Origin of the sequence: Pectobacterium aquaticum, assembly GCF_003382565.3 — a bacterium.
GTDB classification, from domain to species: Bacteria; Pseudomonadota; Gammaproteobacteria; order Enterobacterales; family Enterobacteriaceae; genus Pectobacterium; species Pectobacterium aquaticum.
Genome location: NZ_CP086253.1, coordinates 395509 through 415681, shown reverse-complemented (window position 1 = coordinate 415681; position 20173 = coordinate 395509). Strand labels below are relative to the sequence as shown.

Annotated in this window: 18 protein-coding genes and 1 pseudogene; 11 read left to right on the top strand and 8 right to left on the bottom strand. The window is 50.7% G+C overall.

Features of this window, described 5'->3' with window-relative positions; translation table 11 throughout:
* The first annotated feature begins 206 nt into the window (after positions 1-206).
* From pepA to DMB82_RS01875, 5 genes are all read left to right on the top strand, one after another.
* Positions 207-1718 carry a leucyl aminopeptidase gene (gene pepA / locus DMB82_RS01895; protein ID WP_102117167.1) on the top strand — a complete coding sequence of 504 codons (1512 nt, stop codon included), beginning with the start codon at positions 207-209 and terminating at the stop codon, positions 1716-1718.
* Between the two features lie 127 nt (positions 1719-1845).
* On the top strand, positions 1846-2295 hold the full coding sequence (locus DMB82_RS01890) for a DNA polymerase III subunit chi (RefSeq protein WP_010284626.1): 450 nt from the start codon (positions 1846-1848) through the stop codon (positions 2293-2295).
* Between the two features lie 12 nt (positions 2296-2307).
* Positions 2308-5178: a valine--tRNA ligase gene (locus DMB82_RS01885; RefSeq protein ID WP_116164344.1), complete on the top strand. Its 2871-nt coding sequence runs from the start codon at positions 2308-2310 to the stop codon at positions 5176-5178.
* Positions 5179-5298: 120 nt separating this feature from the next.
* Entirely contained in the window at positions 5299-5844 is a 546-nt protein-coding gene (locus DMB82_RS01880) for an RNA 2'-phosphotransferase (protein ID WP_116164342.1), read from the top strand.
* A 734-nt stretch (positions 5845-6578) separates the two neighbouring features.
* Positions 6579-8249: a methyl-accepting chemotaxis protein gene (locus DMB82_RS01875; RefSeq protein ID WP_116164340.1), complete on the top strand. Its 1671-nt coding sequence runs from the start codon at positions 6579-6581 to the stop codon at positions 8247-8249.
* Between the two features lie 66 nt (positions 8250-8315).
* On the opposite strand, the gene DMB82_RS01870 is transcribed toward DMB82_RS01875, so the two are convergent.
* The 4 genes and pseudogenes from DMB82_RS01870 to DMB82_RS01855 form a co-directional block, all read right to left on the bottom strand.
* Entirely contained in the window at positions 8316-9935 is a 1620-nt protein-coding gene (locus DMB82_RS01870; RefSeq protein WP_116164338.1) for a methyl-accepting chemotaxis protein, read from the bottom strand.
* A 210-nt stretch (positions 9936-10145) separates the two neighbouring features.
* A complete protein-coding gene (locus tag DMB82_RS01865; protein WP_116164384.1) occupies positions 10146-11225 on the bottom strand; it encodes an alpha/beta fold hydrolase in 1080 nt (359 codons plus the stop codon).
* A 355-nt stretch (positions 11226-11580) separates the two neighbouring features.
* Positions 11581-12618, bottom strand: a complete 1038-nt coding sequence (locus tag DMB82_RS01860; RefSeq protein ID WP_116164336.1) for a M48 family metallopeptidase — start codon at positions 12616-12618, stop codon at positions 11581-11583.
* A gap of 9 nt (positions 12619-12627) precedes the next feature.
* Positions 12628-13488 (bottom strand): annotated as a pseudogene (locus tag DMB82_RS01855) (DUF898 family protein); the annotation flags it as partial.
* A gap of 201 nt (positions 13489-13689) precedes the next feature.
* Between DMB82_RS01855 and DMB82_RS01850 the strand changes: the two are divergent.
* On the top strand, positions 13690-14193 hold the full coding sequence (locus DMB82_RS01850) for a GNAT family N-acetyltransferase (RefSeq protein ID WP_116164334.1): 504 nt from the start codon (positions 13690-13692) through the stop codon (positions 14191-14193).
* Positions 14194-14288: 95 nt separating this feature from the next.
* Here the strand turns inward: DMB82_RS01850 and rraB are convergent, their stop codons facing one another.
* Entirely contained in the window at positions 14289-14714 is a 426-nt protein-coding gene (gene rraB, locus DMB82_RS01845) for a ribonuclease E inhibitor RraB (protein ID WP_010298271.1), read from the bottom strand.
* 305 nt (positions 14715-15019) lie between these two features.
* On the opposite strand from rraB, the gene argF reads away from it, so the two are divergent.
* Complete coding sequence (gene argF / locus DMB82_RS01840) at positions 15020-16027, top strand: ornithine carbamoyltransferase (RefSeq protein ID WP_116164332.1); 1008 nt, start codon at positions 15020-15022, stop codon at positions 16025-16027.
* A gap of 136 nt (positions 16028-16163) precedes the next feature.
* Here the strand turns inward: argF and DMB82_RS01835 are convergent, their stop codons facing one another.
* Genes DMB82_RS01835 through DMB82_RS01825 form a run of 3 tightly spaced genes read right to left on the bottom strand, consistent with a single transcriptional unit; the run spans position 16164 to position 17486 of the window.
* Entirely contained in the window at positions 16164-16607 is a 444-nt protein-coding gene (locus DMB82_RS01835) for a hypothetical protein (protein ID WP_102117158.1), read from the bottom strand.
* Positions 16585-16977: a polymorphic toxin type 44 domain-containing protein gene (locus DMB82_RS01830; RefSeq protein WP_116164330.1), complete on the bottom strand. Its 393-nt coding sequence runs from the start codon at positions 16975-16977 to the stop codon at positions 16585-16587. The genes DMB82_RS01835 and DMB82_RS01830 overlap by 23 nt, the downstream gene beginning before the upstream one ends.
* 44 nt (positions 16978-17021) lie before the next feature.
* Positions 17022-17486 carry a NanQ anomerase/TabA/YiaL family protein gene (locus DMB82_RS01825; RefSeq protein ID WP_039279253.1) on the bottom strand — a complete coding sequence of 155 codons (465 nt, stop codon included), beginning with the start codon at positions 17484-17486 and terminating at the stop codon, positions 17022-17024.
* A 252-nt stretch (positions 17487-17738) separates the two neighbouring features.
* Between DMB82_RS01825 and DMB82_RS20665 the strand changes: the two genes are divergently transcribed.
* The 4 genes from DMB82_RS20665 to ridA all read left to right on the top strand — a co-directional run bounded on the left by DMB82_RS20665 (position 17739) and on the right by ridA (position 19836).
* Positions 17739-17861 (top strand): hypothetical protein, encoded by a 123-nt coding sequence (locus DMB82_RS20665; RefSeq protein ID WP_262253834.1) that lies wholly within the window; start codon positions 17739-17741, stop codon positions 17859-17861.
* Between the two features lie 74 nt (positions 17862-17935).
* Positions 17936-18871 (top strand): aspartate carbamoyltransferase, encoded by a 936-nt coding sequence (gene pyrB, locus DMB82_RS01820; RefSeq protein ID WP_102117156.1) that lies wholly within the window; start codon positions 17936-17938, stop codon positions 18869-18871.
* 15 nt (positions 18872-18886) lie between these two features.
* Positions 18887-19351: an aspartate carbamoyltransferase regulatory subunit gene (pyrI, locus tag DMB82_RS01815; RefSeq protein WP_116164328.1), complete on the top strand. Its 465-nt coding sequence runs from the start codon at positions 18887-18889 to the stop codon at positions 19349-19351.
* A 98-nt stretch (positions 19352-19449) separates the two neighbouring features.
* Positions 19450-19836 carry a 2-iminobutanoate/2-iminopropanoate deaminase gene (gene ridA, locus DMB82_RS01810; RefSeq protein WP_039354809.1) on the top strand — a complete coding sequence of 129 codons (387 nt, stop codon included), beginning with the start codon at positions 19450-19452 and terminating at the stop codon, positions 19834-19836.
* Positions 19837-20173 lie beyond the last annotated feature (337 nt).

Genomic DNA, 20173 nt, shown 5'->3' with positions numbered 1-20173 from the left:
ATTTTTGGCTGACCTCTTAGCTAAAACTGTATTACAACACACTGCGTTTGAGCTGTTGTATCAGAACCTGCTTATTAGTCACTAAAACAGGTTCGTTACGTCGTTAAGATTAACACAGGTTATGTTAACGCAACGGCGGGAAGTATTACGGAGTGTCACATTCTAGCCGTTGCCCCCGCGGTTGTCTTTAAGATTCAGGAGAGTACATGGAGTTCAGCGTAAAAAGCGGTAGCCCGGAAAAACAACGCAGTGCCTGCATTGTCGTCGGCGTGTTTGAACCGCGTCGTCTGTCCCCTATTGCCGAACAACTCGATAAAATCAGCGACGGCTACATCAGCGCGTTGCTTCGCCGTGGTGAATTAGAAGGCAAAGTGGGGCAATCATTGCTCTTGCACCATGTACCTAACATTCTTTCCGAGCGCATTCTGCTGATTGGTTGCGGTAAAGAGCGCGAACTTGATGAACGCCAGTACAAACAGGTGATTCAGAAGACGATCAACGCCCTGAACGAAACCGGTTCGATGGAAGCGGTCTGCTTCTTGACCGAGCTGCACGTGAAAGGCCGTAACACGTACTGGAAAGTGCGTCAAGCGGTCGAAACCGCAAAAGAGACGCTGTACACCTTCGATCAGCTTAAGAGCAACAAGGTCGAGCTGCGCCGTCCGCTGCGCAAAATGGTCTTCAACGTGCCGACGCGCCGTGAGCTGACCAGCGGCGAACGTGCCATTCAGCACGGTCTGGCGATTGCTGCGGGTATCAAAGCTGCGAAAGATCTCGGCAACATGCCACCGAATATCTGTAATGCCGCGTATCTGGCTTCGCAAGCGCGTCAACTGGCCGATACCTACAGCCAGAACATCATCACGCGCGTGATTGGCGAACAGCAGATGAAAGAGCTGGGCATGAATGCCTATCTGGCCGTGGGTCAGGGCTCGCAGAATGAATCGCTGATGTCCGTGATCGAATATAAAGGCGATCCAAACCCAGACACCCGCCCGATTGTGCTGGTCGGTAAAGGGCTGACGTTCGATTCCGGCGGCATCTCCATCAAACCAGCCGACAGCATGGACGAAATGAAGTACGACATGTGCGGCGCGGCCACGGTCTACGGCGTGATGCGCATGGCGGCCGAACTGGCGCTGCCGTTGAATATCATCGGCGTGCTGGCGGGCTGTGAAAACATGGTCGATGGGCGCGCCTACCGTCCAGGTGACGTGCTGACCACGATGTCCGGTCAAACGGTAGAAGTGCTGAACACCGATGCGGAAGGCCGTCTGGTCTTGTGTGATACGCTGACCTACGTTGAGCGTTATGAGCCGGACGTGGTGATTGACGTCGCGACGCTGACTGGCGCGTGCGTGATTGCGCTGGGGCACCACATCACCGGGCTAATGGCGAACCACAATCCGCTAGCGCACGAACTGTTGAGCGCGTCCGAGCAGTCTGGCGATCGCGCATGGCGTCTGCCGCTGACTGACGAATTCCAGGAACAGCTGGAATCCAATTTTGCCGATATGGCGAATATTGGTGGTCGTCCGGGCGGGGCGATTACCGCAGGCTGCTTCCTGTCGCGCTTTACGCGTAAGTACAGTTGGGCGCATCTGGATATCGCGGGCACCGCCTGGCGTTCTGGTAAAGCCAAAGGCGCAACGGGTCGCCCGGTCGCGCTGTTATCACAGTTCCTGCTTAACCGCGCCGGACAGAACGACGTAGAATAAGACTTTCACGTCAACGGCGATGACCAAAGCCAGCGATTGCCTTATCCTTATAAAGTAATTGCCGTCTTATGGGCCGGACTTCCGGCCCTTATCACTTTCTGGCTCTTAGCAATCAATAGTGTAAACAATGAAAAACGCAACGTTCTATCTTCTCGAACACGACAGCAAAAGCGGTGAGCTCAGCGCCCATGAGGCACTGGCATGCGATCTGGCGGCAGAACGTTGGCGAGCAGGAAAGCGCGTGCTGATTGCCTGTGAAGACGAGCAACAGGCCATCAGACTGGATGAAGCATTATGGCAGCGCGATCCCAATGCATTCGTGCCGCATAATCTGGCAGGCGAAGGGCCGCGTCACGGCGCGCCGGTCGAACTGGCATGGCCGCAGCGGCGTGGCAACGCGCCACGGGATCTGCTGATCAGCCTATTGCCACAGTTCGCAGATTTTGCCACCGCTTTCCATGAAGTGATAGACTTTGTCCCTTACGAAGACTCCTTGAAACAGTTGGCGCGCGACCGCTATAAAACCTATCGCAGCGTCGGCTTCCAATTGACCACGGCTACGCCGCCAACTCACTGAATTTTGAGCATAATGGAAACGAAATATAACCCGCAAGATATCGAGCAGCCGCTCTACGAACACTGGGAAAAGCAAGGCTACTTCAAGCCGCACGGCGACACGAGTAAAGAAAGCTTCAGCATCATGATCCCGCCGCCCAACGTCACCGGCAGCTTGCATATGGGTCATGCTTTCCAGCAAACCATTATGGATACGTTGATCCGCTATCAGCGCATGCAGGGCAAAAATACCCTGTGGCAGGCGGGTACTGACCACGCGGGTATCGCCACGCAAATGGTCGTTGAGCGCAAGATCGCCGCAGAAGAAGGCAAAACTCGCCACGATTACGGCCGCGAAGCGTTCATCGACAAAATCTGGCAGTGGAAAGGTGAATCCGGTGGCAACATTACCAATCAGATGCGTCGTCTGGGTAACTCCGTCGACTGGGAGCGCGAGCGCTTCACCATGGATGAAGGCCTGTCCAACGCGGTGAAAGAAGTGTTCGTCCGTCTGTATAAAGAAGACCTGATTTACCGTGGCAAGCGTCTGGTGAACTGGGATCCGAAACTGCGCACCGCGATTTCCGATCTGGAAGTAGAAAATCGCGAAGTGAAAGGATCGATGTGGCACCTGCGCTACCCGCTGGCCGATGGTGTGAAAACCGCCGACGGTAAAGACTATCTGGTCGTCGCGACCACCCGCCCGGAAACCGTGCTGGGTGATACCGGTGTCGCCGTTAACCCGGAAGATCCGCGTTATAAAGATCTGATCGGCAAAGAGGTGATCTTGCCGCTGATTGGCCGTCGTATTCCGATCGTTGGCGACGAACATGCCGATATGGAAAAAGGCACCGGCTGTGTGAAGATCACGCCAGCGCACGACTTCAACGACTACGAAGTCGGTAAACGCCACCAGTTGCCGATGGTCAATATCCTGACGTTCGACGGTGATATCCGCCAGAGCGCTGAAATCTTTGATACCAATGGCGAAGCCAGCACCACTTGCAGCAGCGACATTCCCGAAGCCTTCCAGGGTCTGGAGCGTTTTGCCGCACGTAAAGCGCTGGTAGCCGCATTCGATGAGCTCGGCCTGCTGGAAGAGATCAAAGCGCACGATCTGACCGTTCCTTACGGTGACCGTGGCGGTGTTGTGATTGAGCCGATGCTGACCGACCAGTGGTATGTGCGTGCTGCCGTGCTGGCTAAGCCAGCGGTGGAAGCGGTGGAAGATGGTCGCATCCAGTTCGTACCAAAACAGTACGAAAACATGTACTTCAGTTGGATGCGCGACATTCAGGACTGGTGTATCTCCCGTCAGTTGTGGTGGGGTCACCGCATTCCGGCCTGGTACGATGCCAATGGCAACGTCTATGTCGGTCGCACCGAAGCGGAAGTACGCAGTGAAAACAACCTCGCTGACGATGTCGTTCTGAATCAGGATGAAGACGTACTGGATACCTGGTTCTCATCTGGGCTGTGGACGTTCTCTACGCTGGGTTGGCCAGAACAAACGCCAGATCTGAAAGCTTTCCACCCGAGCAGTGTGATGGTCAGCGGCTTCGACATCATCTTCTTCTGGATTGCCCGCATGATCATGCTGACCATGCACTTCATCAAAGATGAAGACGGCAAACCACAGGTGCCATTCCATACCGTCTACATGACCGGCCTGATCCGTGATGATGAAGGCCAGAAGATGTCCAAATCCAAAGGGAATGTTATCGACCCGCTGGATATGGTGGACGGCATTTCGCTGGAAGTCCTGCTGGAAAAACGTACTGGCAACATGATGCAGCCGCAGCTGGCGGAAAAAATCCGCAAGCGTACCGAGAAACAGTTCCCGAACGGTATCGAGCCTCACGGTACGGACGCCCTGCGCTTCACGCTGGCGGCGCTGGCCTCTACCGGTCGCGACATCAACTGGGACATGAAGCGTCTGGAAGGTTACCGCAACTTCTGTAACAAGCTGTGGAACGCTAGCCGTTTTGTGCTGATGAACACCGAAGATCAGGATTGTGGCTTTGGCGCAGGCGAGAAAGTGCTGTCACTGGCCGACCGCTGGATTCTGGCAGAATTCAACCGCACGGTGAAAGCCTACCGCGAGGCGCTGGACGGCTATCGCTTTGATATTGCGGCCAACATTCTGTACGAATTCACCTGGAACCAGTTCTGTGACTGGTATCTGGAGCTGACGAAACCCGTTATGAATGGCGGTTCAGAAGCGGAACTGCGCGGTACGCGTCACACGCTGGTTACCGTACTGGAAGCGTTGCTGCGTCTGGCGCATCCGATTATTCCATTCATTACCGAAACCATCTGGCTACGCGTTAAAACGCTGAAAGGCATTAGCGCCGCTGTTCGTACAAATGAAAGCATCATGTTGCAGCCGTTCCCTGAGTTCGATGCAGCGCAGGAAGATACGCTGGCGCTGAACGATCTGGAGTGGATCAAGCAGGCGATTATCGCAGTGCGTAACATTCGCGCAGAAATGAACATCGCCCCGGGCAAACCGCTGGAAGTGTTACTGCGTGATGTCACTGGTGAAGCACAGCGTCGCGTGGAAGAGAACCGCAGCTTCATCCAAACGCTGGCGCGTCTGGAAAGCATTACGCTGCTGCCTGCGGGCGATAAAGGTCCGGTTTCCGTCACTAAACTCATTGATGGTGCCGAGCTGTTAATTCCGATGGCAGGCCTGATCGATAAAGCGGCAGAGCTGGATCGTCTGACGAAAGAAGTAGCGAAAATCGAAGCAGAGATTGAGCGCATCGAAAGCAAGCTGTCCAACGAAGGCTTTGTGGCTCGCGCACCGGAAGCGGTCGTAGCCAAAGAGCGCGAGAAGTTGGACGGTTACGCCGTAGCGAAAGCCAAACTGCTGGATCAGCACGCGGTCATCGCTGCGCTGTAACGCTCACCGATTTTCTAGCGGTAGTACGGCAAGTACGAAAGCCTCGTTGCAAAACGAGGCTTTTTATTTTATTCACTTCACACTGATTCACCTCACAAAATGCATGAAGGGAGTAACACAATGAGCAACACGAATCATGCTGAGGTCAGCAAGTTTCTTAGCTACGTTTTACGGCACAAGCCCGAAGCTATTGGGTTAACGCTGAACAGCGACGGCTGGGCAAACATAGCGGGACTGATTACGGCTGCGGCTAAAGATGGACGGCTTCTTACCAGAGAAGTGATTCAGTCTGTCGTTGATAACAGTGACAAAAAGCGGTTTTCTATTTCGCCGGATGGGTTATCGATCCGTGCAGCGCAGGGGCACTCATCATCGCAGGTCGATATGCGTTATGAGCCCAAAGTGCCGCCCGAATTTCTTTACCACGGCACAGCAACCCGATTTGTCGACTCGATAAATCAGCAGGGTTTGCTTTCTGGTTCACGTCAGTATGTGCACTTGTCTGCCGATGAAGCCACGGCGATAAACGTCGGCCAGCGGCATGGCAAGCCCGTAGTATTAAAAATAAGGGCGCAGGAAATGCATCAACAAGGGATAATTTTTTATCAGGCGGATAACGGCGTCTGGTTAACCCTGACGGTTCCCATGCCGTTTATCGATGAATGAATACGTGTATGAGTCACCTGTCTTCGCTGTCCACATAACAGTAGCGAAAACAGGTGATTCAGTCATTTAACAATTAACGGGCATCGGCCAGCACAGTGTTCCGATAAAGAACTAGCAGCATGTCTCCTTCATTATTCAATTCATTTTACTATGCAAATTTTCTCTAATTAAGCGTTATCCACTAAATACCGCCGAATAGCCGTGAATAAAAACAACGCTATTTAGCGTAACGACAGATGAATTATCTAATCCCTTACTTTATTTCTAAAAATCTATTGCTTATTTTTGATAGAAATTAACGATCGAATATGAAAAATTGAACGGCCTAATGATTGGTGAATTCGATCGATAATAGGATTACTATAGCGTGAGGCTATAGGTAAACATTACACTTGGTTATGTTTCAAATCAGAATAGGGTTGATAAAAGCGATTACACATTGCGCCCCGACCGATCCAGTAACGGAGTAAAAACCATATATATCAATAACATAAAATATAAATAAAGAATGTCTCAGCTCTGCCGACAGTATCCATAGGGCTAAAATGAATGAAAAAGTAACGTGTTCACGCAAACGTTCATGGCAGGTAAAGGGAAGCTGCCAATTCATTCCTCTGACGTAAACGTCAGGGGAATAAACCAGGTGCAGAAAATGATGAATCACTCCACGTATAGAGCGATCATTATGTATGTAAAAAATAATATAAACAGTATAAGAAAGGATTAGTACCATAATGAATTTTTTGAAGAATATGAGAATTGGCAATCGACTCTTTCTGGGGTTCGGGTTACTGATTACACTAACGTTGACACTGTCGTCGCTCGAATATGTTTTTATAAAAAACATAGAAAAAGAGGTCGATAAAATTACCGAAGATAGAATAGTTAAGACCAATCTGTTACGCGATATAAGAGACCATTTAAATAACAACATCCAGACAGTACGGGATATTATCCTACTCCCCGGTGATAAACGTCAGGAAAAACAGAATTTAAGACAAACTATCACTGCTATAACGACAACCTCAAACGCGACATATAGTCATTTAGACAACATAATAAAATTTGGGAAAGGTCGGGAACTGTTTGATGAATTAACAGGCATAAGAAAACAATATGGCATTACTATTGATCAAGCCATAACCTATGCCATTGAAGGGACGGATGAACAGGCAACGGCATTTTTATTCAATGATGTCGCTAAAATTCAAAAAAGTTATTTCACTAAACTGGGCGAGCTTCTTGATTATCAACAAGAAAACGTCGACAAGTCCAAAGTTGAGACAAAGTTATTTATTTCCGAAGCCCTGTTCTGGACACTCTTACTGTCAGCCTTTTCAGCCATTTTAGGGATGCTGATTGCCTGGTTGCTGACGCGCAGTGTGACCGCGCCTTTATCCATTGCGCTATCTTCTGCTCAGCGCATTGGCGAAGGTGACCTGCGTGGAACGATTGCAGTCGATAGCCGTGATGAAGTAGGCCAGTTGCTGGAAGCAATGCGTGATATGCAATCCTCGCTGACCAAAACGGTCATCACTGTCAGAGATAATGCGGAGAGTGTCGCCACCGCGAGTATACAAATTGCCCAAGGCAATGCGGACCTTTCATCCCGAACCGAAGAACAGGCAAGTGCGTTAGAAGAAACCTCTTCCACCATGACTCAACTGGGCATGACGGTGAAAAATAACGCCGATAATGCTCGTCAGGCCGATCAGCTAGCCAAAAACGCCAGCACGGTGGCACAGCAGGGAGGCCAGGTGGTTGATGACGTCGTAGCAACGATGAAGGCCATTGACGAAAGTTCCCGGAGCATTGCAGACATCATCAATGTCATTGATAGTATTGCTTTTCAGACCAACATACTGGCTCTCAACGCCGCGGTAGAGGCAGCACGAGCGGGCGAACAAGGGCGTGGATTCGCGGTTGTCGCAGGGGAAGTGCGTAGTCTGGCACAGCGAAGCGCAGAGGCTGCAAAAGAGATTAAAACGTTGATCACAACAAGCGTCGAGCGCGTAGAACAGGGATCCGATTTGGCGAATAAAGCCGGGGAAACCATGCAACAAGTCGTGGGCGCTATTCGTCAGTTAACTGATACGGTGGCAGAAATCAGCTCAGCCAGCGCGGAACAATCTACGGGGGTTGATCAGGTGGGTATCGCGGTCAATCAGATGGATCAGACAACACAGCAGAACGCCGCACTCGTGGAAGAATCAGCAGCAGCGGCACTGAGTCTTCAGGATCAAGCCGACCTACTTGTTAGAGCGGTCTCCGTGTTTAAAGTGGCAGGCAATCAGTCGTCAATCTCTGCACCACAATTAACACACCGAGCCTTATCGCCAAAAGCGATGCTTCCTGCGGCGGCTGGCGCTGCACACCAAAATTCAGGGGACTGGACCAGCTTCTAATGTTGAAAATACCCCTGACAAACACGTTTGTCAGGGGTCAAAACAGGTGATTCAGTCATTTAACAATTAACGGGCATCGGCCAGCACAGTGTTCCGGCGCAAGCCGGGCAGCACGTTGTCCATTTCCATGCTTTCTCTTGCGATCTGGAAACGGGAAACGGACTGTTGCAGATTAATAACCTGCTCCTGAAGTGAATTCGCTGACGTCGCGACTTCGGATACCAAAGACGCATTCTGCTGCGTCACACCATCCATCTGGTTGATGGCAATATTGATCTGTGAAATACCGCGACTCTGCTCGCTGGAAGCCAGCGTGATCTCATCCATAATATCGACCACTTTTTTCACATCCATCAGCACTTCGTCCATCGTGTTGCCCGCGACTTCAACCAGCCCCGCGCCCTTTTCAATACGGCTGAGCGAATCATCGATCATAGTGCCGATCTCTTTCGCGGCCGTCGCACTGCGCGCAGCCAGCATCCGCACTTCGGAAGCCACCACCGCAAAGCCTTTACCGTATTGACCCGCACGCGCAGATTCCACCGCCGCGTTCAGCGCCAGCAGGTTGGTCTGGAAAGCGATGCCGTCGATTACGCCAACAATGTCGGAGATCTTGGCAGAGCTCTGCTTGATGGAACGCATGGTATCCACCACTTCGGAGACAACGTTCCCGCCGCGAGACGCGGAGTCAGAGGCCTTCTGCGCCAGTTGATTAGCCTTACGCGTGTTGTCTTCGTTGTTTTTCACCGTCGACATGATCTGCTCCATACTTGAAGCCGTCTCATCCAACGAAGCCGCCTGCTGCTCGGTACGGCTGGAAAGATCGATGTTGCCGGAGGCGATTTCTTCAACCCCTACGCTGATTGCATCGGTACCGTTACGCACCACGCGCACCATATTTTCCAGCCCGTCACGCATACGTTGAACCGCAGCAAACAACTGTGCAATTTCATTTTTTCCGCTGCTATCAATCTGTGCCCGCAGGTCGCCTTCGGCGATGCGATCAAAGACGGAAATCGCCTGATTCAGCGGTTTCACGATCATGTTGGTCACCACAGACCAAGCCAGCACCGCCAGCAGCAGAGCACAGGCGATCGCACCGTACAGGATGGTTTCCATCAGCGCCACACGCCCATTTGAATCTGCGTAGGCTTCATCAATGCTCTTCAACTTAAAGGCAACCAGCGCTTTAGAGGATTTATCAAACGCGGCATACAGCACCGTCGATTTCCCAGCACGCTGGCGATATTCATCCAGATTCCCTGCATTAAGCGCCGTAAATGCCGGATCGATAAACTCCTGCATCAGCGTGTTACGCTTTTCAGCCATGTCCGCCGAAATGACCTTCTCCGCTTCGGACTGCGGGTATTTCAGGTATTCCTGCCACTTTTCACTGGCACCGTCGACCTTGCCCCTGGCACGCCCTAGCGCGACTTTAGCCGCCTCGACATCCCCTTTCCCCATTAATGATTCGTACAGACGCAAATCCAACCGACCACGCAACAGCAGTTCGGAGCTGTCATTCAGTGCAACCAGCCCTGGCAGCACGTCCATATCAACGCGAGCAAATGATTTATTCCCTGACTGAACGGCAACCAACCCTAACACGCCGACGAAAAGCAGTAATGCCGCTAACGAAAACACCATCATGCTAAGTGCAGTACGGATCTTTATCTTACGAAACATAAATTATCCCTGTAGTCTGAGAATAAGAAAGGATGAGCACCAGCTCCAGAGCAGAGCCGTTCCGTTATTTACGTAATAGTCGTTGTTCATCTTCCAGACGTGTGAATTTCCACGAACTGAAATAAACTTGTTATAAAACCGTAATAAAACAAAGAAACGTATAAAGAAAAAGATGGCCGACAGAAAAAGATTTCTGCCGACCATTAATTTTTATTTTTTATTATTTTTCTGAGAATGATTCTTTTCTAAGAAGCGTTGCAACTCATCTTTATAAAATTTCGCCGACATCATGGTGCCATGTCCGCTGGTATCTTTACTGGCGGGAATAAGGAACAATGTCGCCTGCTTAATTTTTTTAAGCTCATTCTCTAGGATGCCTGTTTCAATAGGATTACGCTCATCATCCGCAGAGTTAATCACCAGAACAGGGGCCTTAATTTTATTCAGTTCCGGTGCCGCATTATAATTTGCAGACGAACCCCAGATATAAATAAAGTCATTCGCATCGCTGGTAGATGGTGCCGCAAGGCGCTCTTCTACCAGTTTGTCCGCCTGCGCGCGCGTCGGCGCTTTGCTCTGATACGCGAGCGTACCGCCAGTGGTGGCAATACTGAACATAATATTGGCCGTTTTCAGCGTTGGCGGCTGCTGCGTGTAGTCGCCGTTGTTCCACACTGGATCGTTCTTGATGGCTTCAATCAAAATGCGGCGCATCATCCAGTTACGACCAGACAGCTCATTCGGCAGCGATGCCATTGGCACCAGCGCATCCATCATGTCTGGGAATTTCTCACCCCAGAGCCAGGTTTGCATGCCGCCCATGGAATATCCCATCACCAGGCGCAGGTGGTTAATGCCCAGCCCTTCTTTAACTAAGCGATATTGTGCCTGCACCATATCGTTATAATCGTACTGTGGGAATTTCATCCGTAAGCCGTCTGACGGTTTGGACGATTTTCCAGAACCGATGCTCTCCGGCATGATAATAAAGTATTTGCTGCTATCCAGCGCCTGACCTGGTCCGAACAGCTCCCCGCCAAAGCCATTGGCTAGCAGTGACTTAATCGGCTGGTTCGTTCCATGTAACAATAAGATGGCGGGCTTGGTCTTATCACCGATCGTGTAGTAATGAATACGCAGATCTTTTAATTTTTCGCCGCTGTTGAAGGTAAATTCTGGCGCAATCCAGTCGCCTTCTTGGGGCTCTGGGAAATTGGCCTGTGCATGCGTTAATGGTGACAGCATTAACAGAAATACACCCACCACCCCTGATAAAATTCGGTTAATCATAAATAACTCGTCGGTAATCATGAAGTCGTGAAGCAGCGATTTTAATGCCTATTAGGAAAAATCCCAATAAACATAAGCAAGCTAATAATAAAAAGATATTATTCTCTGATTTTTTTATTTATCGCGAGAGATTCTACAGATAGTTTTTAATAGGATGATATTTAACGCATTTTTGTTAATCGACTGGCTACGTAGTTCATGCTTTTCGTTCGACATTCTCGTTTATAAAAACAGCAAATCGTGTTTTTTTTGTTCAAGCATCTAACAGGAAAGGGATCGTGTACTGTGAAACCACACACGATCGGCATAAGGTAGGGTTAGATCGAGGTGAGAGGTGAGAGGTGAGACCTGAGGATTAGTGCTTATTCATCTCGCTTTCAATGACTTTCAGCCGCTCATCCATATCGGGGTGCGTACTCAGCCAGTCAGGTAAATCCAGCGAATCAATCTCATCCTGAGTGTGGTCGTGAGCGATCAAGGTCCGATACATTGCCTGCATCGACTGAAGCGAACGGCCCTGTAGCTGCATTTCTGCTATTGCCCATGCATCGGCTTCCCGTTCCATATCGCGGGAAAACTGCATCTCGTTGATAAAAGCGGCAGACTGCAACAAGGTATCCCCCACGCCGCTGACATCCCCCGTCATCCACATGAAAGTCAGGGATACCAGCGATGAACGCACCACCATGCGCATTGGATGGCGATAGGCGTGGTGCCCCATTTCATGCAACATCACGGCGGCCAGCTCGTTGTCATTTTTCGCCAGCTTCACCAGATCGTCACTGATAATTAGGGCGCCATTCGCCAGCATAAAGGCATTCGGCCCGATAGGCGCAGACATCATTTCTAGGCGCAGTGGCGTTTTGTCTTCCCGCATATCAGCAGGCATAACCTGTTGAAACAGCGCTTGCATCGCCTGCTGACGTTCAACAGGCAGTTTCGAAGGCTTAAAATCACTGTGGCGTAATAACTTCAGCGTATGTTGTCCCAGCTGTTGTTCGATAGCGCTAGGCATCCGTAGCGCCAGCGCAGAACTTGCCCACGGCAGAACGACGTAAACGTAGTTTATGACGAGCAAGATCGTGGCAAATAGCGTGAGAATGACGCCACGCTTATGGCGTTCCAGGCGATGGACAAGTCCCGGGCGACGTCGTGCGGAATACCACGCACGAAAAGTGGGATCGTCGGCAGGAACAAAGCGACCACCGTCAGGAAAGGTGAGCGTTAGAGGAATCGAGCCCAGCGCATCGGAAACCGTGACCTGCTCTAATGCAAATGTCGTATTCGATGACCCAGTGTTCAACACCATTATCGAACCGTTGTCCGTTAAATGAAGAGAAGCGGCCACGCGGGCCGCCAATCCGGGGTATTGATAATGCCCCTCAATATTCATATTCCTGCCTTAGAGACCGACACCCAAATCGAGCGCCTGCACGGCTTCTTCGGCCAGTGCGCTGTTTGCTGTGTCCTGATGAGCCTGAACATGCAGCAGTGCCAGATCGCCTTCAACCGCTGTCGCATTCGCAATATAGCGCGCGTGACGAATCTCTGCCACCGGTGCAGCCCAGCCAAAAGAGAAAATAGTGATCAGGCTATTGGTTATCAGCAGCCCCATGTAAGACAGCGTCTGCATGGAAGAGTGCAATTTCACACCGCCATTCAGCGACGTCTGATTAAACAGATAATTACGCTGTGCGACCACTAGATAGCTGCTGGAAACCAGCACACCCAACAGCGCCACGACAACCATCATGACCATATTGAAGATGTTGCTCAGCAGCATCATCATCACGAGTTCTTCATTTCCACCACCCATCATCATCGTTTGGAACAGCGTGAAAAAGAATGAGCTCATAAATGACAGCGACGCGATCAAGAAAGGAACAAAAATCAGCAGGCTAATGAGGGTGAATTTAATAAATGCTGCCTTCGTCAATTCCGCTTTAAACGCTGTTTTGCCGAAGAACAGGTTATTCACATAAAAATCAAGTTGCATCATTTTCATGATGCCGTTTACTGCGGCAAACCCTGGAATAGCAATTACCAGCACGATGAATCCAATCAGAATCGGGCTATCGCTCTGCGAGCCAATCAACAGCGCTACGGCCAACACGGCGTAAAACGCCAGCAGCAGCAGAATAGGGCAAAGCAGTAATACCCAATACGCGCGGCCAGTCTGGCAATGATAGTTAAAACGGATGCCACGGTAGCTGGACATAATGGCGTCATAACGCCAGTTGCGGATTACAATAATTGGAATAAATGACAACAATAAAAGTTAACGGCAACCAAACAAGTTCATATACTTATTAATTACAAGGAATAAGGAAGCCCGCAAAGAAGTTAACGCATAGCCAACATGAAGTATGACGGGTATAGACGTTGCATCCATGTGGTCTGAAATGGTATTACAATCGGCTAAGATCAGTCCCCCTCGTAAACCGTAAGAACAAGAGTACGTATTATGACAACCGCGACCTCCGCCAATCTTCAGGTACGCCCAATCACTGCGCAGGACGATGCCGCTATCGCTCAGGTCATCCGCCAGGTTTCTGCTGAATTTGGTTTGACAGCCGATAAAGGCTATACCGTTTCCGACCCTAATCTGGACGCGCTGTTTGCCCTGTATAACCAGCCGAAAAGCGCCTACTGGGTGGTTGAATATGAAGGCCGCGTGGTTGGCGGTGGCGGCATTGCCCCGCTGGTCGCAGGCGAAGAAGATGTGTGTGAATTACAGAAAATGTATTTCTTACCCGTCGTACGGGGCAAAGGGCTGGCACGTCAGTTGGCGATACAGGCGCTTGATTTTGCGCGTCAGCACGGCTTTCGCCGCTGCTATCTGGAAACAACCGGGCACCTGACCAGCGCAATTCGGCTGTATGAGTCACTGGGCTTCGAGCTGATTCCCCACTCAATGGGTAACACGGGCCACACCGACTGTGAAGTGACGATGTTGAAAGTACTGTAATCGGCTTAAGATGCAGTAATCACGCGTTGTCATACCGAATAAAAAACGCCGCAGTGTCTTCCTGCGGCGTTTTCAGCAAACGGCTCGACGAAGGATTAATGGCGTTTGCCGTCATCATCTTCGTCATAGAAATCTTCATCATCCCCGTCTTCTTCGCCTTCACCATCAGGATCTTCGAAGTAGGTGCCCCATCCGTCGTAATTCACGCCGTGGCGTTCTGCCAACGCCAGCAGCTGTTCTACCTGTGCGTCGATCAGCTCCGCCTTCAGCGCAACTTCACTGATGGCATCGCAGCACATCAGCAAGACGCCATCTTCCACTTCGAGTTCTTCCGCATCCGTCACTTCATAACCCAACTTGAAGGCTTCTACAGCGACTTTTTCCAACACTTCAAACTTCTCAGCAGAGAAATGGTGTTCAATGGTATAGAGCGCGTCAGGATCGCTGCCATCATCCAGCAGTTCTTCAATGATCAGGCGTGTCTCTTCCCGTTGCTCTTCCAGTAATTCGCGGTTTGCCATGCCTCAGTCCTCATTAAACGACGTAATATTACTTATTGTCCCACAGCCCTGCGGCTTGCTCCACCACAAAGTTTGATATCACCACTTGAATTTGAATAATTACACATATAAAGTGAATTTTAATTCAATGAATAGCTTTTAATCCGATAGATATACCCTAGATAATTCGAGTTGCAGGAAGGCGGCAATCGCACGAATCCTCAGGAGCTTACTCAAGTAAGTGACTGGGGTGAGTAAGAGAAGCCAACGCACATGCAGCTTGAAGTATGACGGGGATAGTGTTGAGCCACATGGAGAGGTACATCATGCAACCGTTCTATAAGCGTCACTTTTTAAGGTTAATGGATTTTACACCCGCAGAAATTGCCAATCTTTTAGCCCTGTCAACGAAACTGAAAGCCGACAAAAAAAACGGGACAGAAGCCCGCCGCCTACAAGGTAAAAACATCGCACTCATCTTCGAAAAAGATTCGACTCGTACTCGCTGCTCTTTCGAAGTTGCTGCATACGATCAGGGCGCGCAAGTGACCTACCTCGGCCCAAGCGGCAGCCAAATCGGCCATAAAGAATCCATCAAGGATACTGCACGCGTACTGGGAAGAATGTACGACGGTATTCAATATCGCGGCTACGGCCAGCAAATTGTCGAAACGCTGGCGCAATACGCGGGCGTGCCGGTCTGGAACGGGCTGACGAACGAATTCCACCCTACGCAACTGCTGGCAGATCTGCTGACGATGCAGGAACATTTGCCGAGTAAATCGCTGTCAGAGATGACGCTCGTCTATGTCGGTGATGCACGCAACAATATGGGTAATACCATGCTGGAAGCAGCGGCATTAACTGGGCTGGATTTACGTCTTGTGGCACCAAAAGCCTGCTGGCCGGATGCTGGTCTGGTGGCTGAGTGTCAGGCGGCGGCAGAACAAACTGGTGGCAGCATCACGCTGACGGAAGATATCGCTGCGGGCGTCGCGGGCGCAGATTTCATTTATACCGATGTCTGGGTTTCTATGGGGGAACCGAAAGAGACCTGGAAAGAGCGTATCGCGCTGCTGAAACCGTATCAGGTGAACATGGCAATGATCGCCGAGACGGGCAATCCGCAGGTGAAGTTCCTGCACTGCCTGCCTGCGTTCCACGACGATCAGACGACGATGGGCCAACAAATGGCGGAGCAATATGGTCTGCACGGTGGAATGGAAGTCACGGATGAGGTCTTTGAATCCGCGCACAGCATCGTGTTCGATCAGGCGGAAAACCGCATGCACACCATCAAAGCGGTGATGGTCGCTACGCTGGTACAGGATTAAGGTTTAACCTGCCTCTGAGATGTTTTAAAAACAGATCAGAGGCAGACTGTTTCATCGCTCAAAACAGTAATAGTTTTTGTTGCTGAACCACAGAAAACACGATTCTTGCCTTAATTCTGCATATTGAAACAAGCCGCTACTCTCTCCAAGCATTGATCCCTTTTGCATCAATATCAATCGTAGGCATGACTGGCATTTTACCGTCATAAAAAAATGATGAATTGCTAAATGAATAAATTTTGCCTGTCATTTTGACCGTAATACGGCTCCCCACTCCGGAAACTGACACGTCGCTACGGTCTGCCGTCAGAAATGGCGCAGAATCGCCAAGTACGTTCATTGGATCGCCATCAATATGACGGTAAAGATAGTAGCGATAAACGTCAGAATCCGTCGCGCCAGCATTCTGGTACTGGGTCACATAGAGCCAGATTTTATCAGTAAGCGGTTTTTGGCTGTAAAGCCGATCATTATAGCGGCCAGATGATAAGAACTGAATCATACAGAAACCGACGACAGCAACGAGCAGTACCGCTGTCAATAAACGATGCCCCCACTTAATAGCCGTGCTGGCGTGCATAGTCTATTCCTTGTTGAATCCAGAACTGATCGCGTGGATCATCACCATAGGGTAGCCGATGATACCAATATCCCCAGTCAGGTCGAGAAGTGCCTGCCCGACTCTGGGCCCAGCCAGCTCCCATCAACAATATATTTGGCATAATTCCCGCAGCCGTACCCGCCGCACCGTAATTAAAATTACCGAAGTTAGCCAGCGAACGATCACGCTGCTTGTAATCCCACGGGCCACCATTACGAACCTGCTGATAAAACCAATAGTAGGTCTGCGGAACAGCCATACTCCGTGGCATACCATTTCTGCGAGCCTCATAGAGATTTTTAAGCAGAAGAGGAAAACCACCAGCGGGCATCTGAGGAATTATTGCCATTATTTTCTCCATTTTATGATTGAACGTCCTTGTTCACAGCAATCCTACACCAGCGACGCGTCGATTTTCACTACGGCTTTGCGCACGTGCGCAGGTTCACCAACGGCACACAGCGGTTTGTGCACTTCCCCTGGGAAGAAGACGACAAAATCCCCTTCCTGCATCACAAACTGTTTTTCCTGTTCGCCCGCAGGCAGGAAAGCGATGTCTTTATCCGCCAGCCAATCGGTATCCGGCTTGCCTGCTGGCAGGTTACTGAACGTCATCCCTTCCACACCAGACAGCACGATCTGAATGTCCAGATATTTGGCATGATACTCGGCGCGGCGTTTTTCCAGCAGGTCGGTGCTATCGTTGGAGATCAGGACGAACACGCTGTTGCCCTCGATATCATGTTTGCCCAGCGGCGTGTCTGCCGTAATGTTTTGCTTCACGTATTCAATCGCTTCGCGCAGTTTGGCAGGCAGATAAGGAACCAGTTCAAGGTGGTGGACGTTGCCAGTAATCATAAAAAACCTCGTTGATATAAAAATGAAACCCTGTTTTACAAACCTTATACTCTCCAAATGTGACGCCCGCCAGCGTGTTAATACGAAAAAGTGAACTGCGCGTCACTCTTCCCCATCGGCCTTCTTTCACTGACGAACGTTATGCACACAGCACGCGACCCGCAACCGATTGCGATACGTAAAAAACCACGTTTTCTGCTTGAAATAGCCTAGTCGGCGCGTATAATTCCCGACAGTTTGCTGGGAGGGGTCATGCGCCGTTACACCAAAAAATCCGCTGCTTATGTTGGTTCTCAACCACAACTGCCATCCGGCAGCCAGCTAGCGTTTTCCTTTCCGTTGCTCAATGATTCAATGAAGAAAGCCCCTCAATGAGGGGCTTTTTTTTGGCCCACAATCTGGGCAGCCAGATACGACATTTCCTGTTTACTCGTTAGGAGAAAGGCAACATGGTCAATCCGCTCTATCAAAAACATATTATTTCGATTAACGACCTCAGTCGGGAAGATTTGGAACTGGCGTTGCGTGTCGCCGCCAGCCTGAAAGCCAAGCCTCAGCCTGAGTTGTTGAAACATAAAGTGATTGCCAGTTGCTTCTTCGAGGCCTCAACCCGGACGCGTTTATCCTTTGAAACCGCGATGCATCGCCTCGGCGCCTCCGTCGTCGGTTTCGCTGACAGCAACAACACGTCGTTGGGGAAAAAAGGCGAAACGCTGGCCGACACCATTTCCGTCATCAGCCAATACGTGGATGCCATCGTGATGCGTCACCCACAGGAAGGCGCTTCCCGCCTGGCGACCGAGTTCTCCGGCGGTATTCCGATTCTGAACGCTGGCGACGGCGCGAACCAGCACCCGACGCAGACGCTGCTCGATTTGTTCACCATTCAGGAAACGCAGGGCCGGCTGAATAACATCAATATCGCGATGGTCGGTGATTTGAAATATGGCCGCACCGTACATTCACTCACGCAGGCGCTGGCGAAGTTTGAAGGCAATCGCTTCTACTTCATCGCCCCGGACGCGCTGGCGATGCCGGACTACATTCTGAGCATGCTGAAAGAGAAGAATATTGCTTACAGTCTGCACAACAGCATCGACGATGTCGTCGGCGAGCTGGATATTCTGTACATGACGCGCGTGCAGAAAGAGCGTCTGGATCCGTCTGAATACATCAACATCAAATCCCAGTTTGTCCTGCGCGCCGCCGACCTGCACAGCGCCCGCCCGAATTTGAAAGTGCTGCACCCGCTGCCGCGCGTTGATGAGATCACCATTGATGTGGATGCCACGCCTTACGCCTATTATTTCCAACAGGCAGGCAACGGAATCTACGCCCGTCAGGCGCTGCTGGCGCTGGTCCTGAATCGCGAACTGGTTCTGTAAGAGGAAGAAACCATCATGACACACGATAATAAATTACAGGTTGAAGCGATCAAACGTGGCACGGTGATCGACCACATTCCCGCACAGGTGGGTTTTAAGCTGCTGACGCTGTTTAAACTGACCGCGACAGACCAGCGCATCACTATCGGCCTGAACTTGCCGTCCAACCACCTTGGGCGCAAAGATCTGATCAAGATCGAGAACATCTTCCTGACTGAACAGCAGGCGAACCAGTTGGCAATCTACGCACCGCAGGCTACCGTCAATCAGATTGATGAGTATGACGTGGTACGCAAGCTGGTGCCGACGCTGCCAGACCACATTATTGGCGTGCTCACTTGCCCGAACAGCAACTGCATCAGCCGCAGCGAGCCGGTGTCGTCGTCATTCAGCGTGAAGCAGCGCGACGGCGACGTTCACCTGAAGTGTAAGTACTGCGAGAAAGAGTTTGAGCGTCAGGCAGTGCTGCAAGATCGCTAGTTTTCTGCATTGCCCCGCGATGAACATTGCCTGTGGCGGGGCTTTTTTGAATAATGGCGGCGTCCGCGTTTCTTTTACGCCCCCATCAAGGAGATACCATGTCACGCATTATCAGCACTGAGCACGCCCCAGCCGCCATCGGCCCTTATGTTCAGGGCGTCGACCTTGGCAGCATGATCTTCACGTCCGGCCAGATCCCCGTGAACCCGAAAAGCGGCCTGGTGGCAGATAACATCACCGCTCAGACGCGTCAGTCACTGGAAAACGTTCAGGCGATTGTGGAAGCCGCTGGCCTGAAAGTTTCCGATATCGTGAAAATGACCGTGTTCGTGAAAGACCTGCACGATTTCGCTCTCGTGAACACCGCGTATGAAGCCTTCTTCAACGAACATAGCGCGCCGTTCCCGGCTCGCTCTTGCGTTGAAGTTGCACGCCTGCCAAAAGACGTGAAGATTGAAATCGAAGCGATCGCCGTTCGTCGCTAAATATCACCGCAATATCCCTACAAAGCGCACGGTAACCGATGCGCTTTTTTTCAGTTCTTTCTTTCACCACAACAACATTATTGACATTCCCAGCGCACATCACGGTCAAAAAAACAACGAATTTCCGCCAGGCCGCGTGTAGCAAGCCTTCCCAGTCTCATCGCCTTTTTTGACTATTTTTTGTTCAGGCTCAAATTCCCCGCGACATGAGGGTTTCTTTGCTCTACATCAATTTTACAGCGATAAAAGCGCAAACACCCCGACGCAATTTCAATATATAGTGCCTATCCTGTAAACATGAACTACATATAGTGTTTATCCACAATGTCATCCACAG

Coding starts and splice junctions, on each gene's coding strand:
- argF (WP_116164332.1), top strand. CDS start 15,020: ATGCAACCGTTCTATAAGCGTCACTTTTTAAGGTTAATGGATTTTACA.
- pyrB (WP_102117156.1), top strand. CDS start 17,936: ATGGTCAATCCGCTCTATCAAAAACATATTATTTCGATTAACGACCTC.
- pyrI (WP_116164328.1), top strand. CDS start 18,887: ATGACACACGATAATAAATTACAGGTTGAAGCGATCAAACGTGGCACG.
- DMB82_RS01875 (WP_116164340.1), top strand. CDS start 6,579: ATGAATTTTTTGAAGAATATGAGAATTGGCAATCGACTCTTTCTGGGG.
- DMB82_RS01830 (WP_116164330.1), bottom strand. CDS start 16,977: ATGGCAATAATTCCTCAGATGCCCGCTGGTGGTTTTCCTCTTCTGCTT.
- DMB82_RS01825 (WP_039279253.1), bottom strand. CDS start 17,486: ATGATTACTGGCAACGTCCACCACCTTGAACTGGTTCCTTATCTGCCT.
- DMB82_RS01890 (WP_010284626.1), top strand. CDS start 1,846: ATGAAAAACGCAACGTTCTATCTTCTCGAACACGACAGCAAAAGCGGT.
- DMB82_RS01850 (WP_116164334.1), top strand. CDS start 13,690: ATGACAACCGCGACCTCCGCCAATCTTCAGGTACGCCCAATCACTGCG.
- DMB82_RS01860 (WP_116164336.1), bottom strand. CDS start 12,618: ATGAATATTGAGGGGCATTATCAATACCCCGGATTGGCGGCCCGCGTG.
- pepA (WP_102117167.1), top strand. CDS start 207: ATGGAGTTCAGCGTAAAAAGCGGTAGCCCGGAAAAACAACGCAGTGCC.
- DMB82_RS01835 (WP_102117158.1), bottom strand. CDS start 16,607: ATGCACGCCAGCACGGCTATTAAGTGGGGGCATCGTTTATTGACAGCG.
- DMB82_RS01865 (WP_116164384.1), bottom strand. CDS start 11,225: ATGATTAACCGAATTTTATCAGGGGTGGTGGGTGTATTTCTGTTAATG.
- DMB82_RS01880 (WP_116164342.1), top strand. CDS start 5,299: ATGAGCAACACGAATCATGCTGAGGTCAGCAAGTTTCTTAGCTACGTT.
- DMB82_RS01885 (WP_116164344.1), top strand. CDS start 2,308: ATGGAAACGAAATATAACCCGCAAGATATCGAGCAGCCGCTCTACGAA.
- DMB82_RS20665 (WP_262253834.1), top strand. CDS start 17,739: ATGCGCCGTTACACCAAAAAATCCGCTGCTTATGTTGGTTCTCAACCA.
- DMB82_RS01870 (WP_116164338.1), bottom strand. CDS start 9,935: ATGTTTCGTAAGATAAAGATCCGTACTGCACTTAGCATGATGGTGTTT.
- rraB (WP_010298271.1), bottom strand. CDS start 14,714: ATGGCAAACCGCGAATTACTGGAAGAGCAACGGGAAGAGACACGCCTG.
- ridA (WP_039354809.1), top strand. CDS start 19,450: ATGTCACGCATTATCAGCACTGAGCACGCCCCAGCCGCCATCGGCCCT.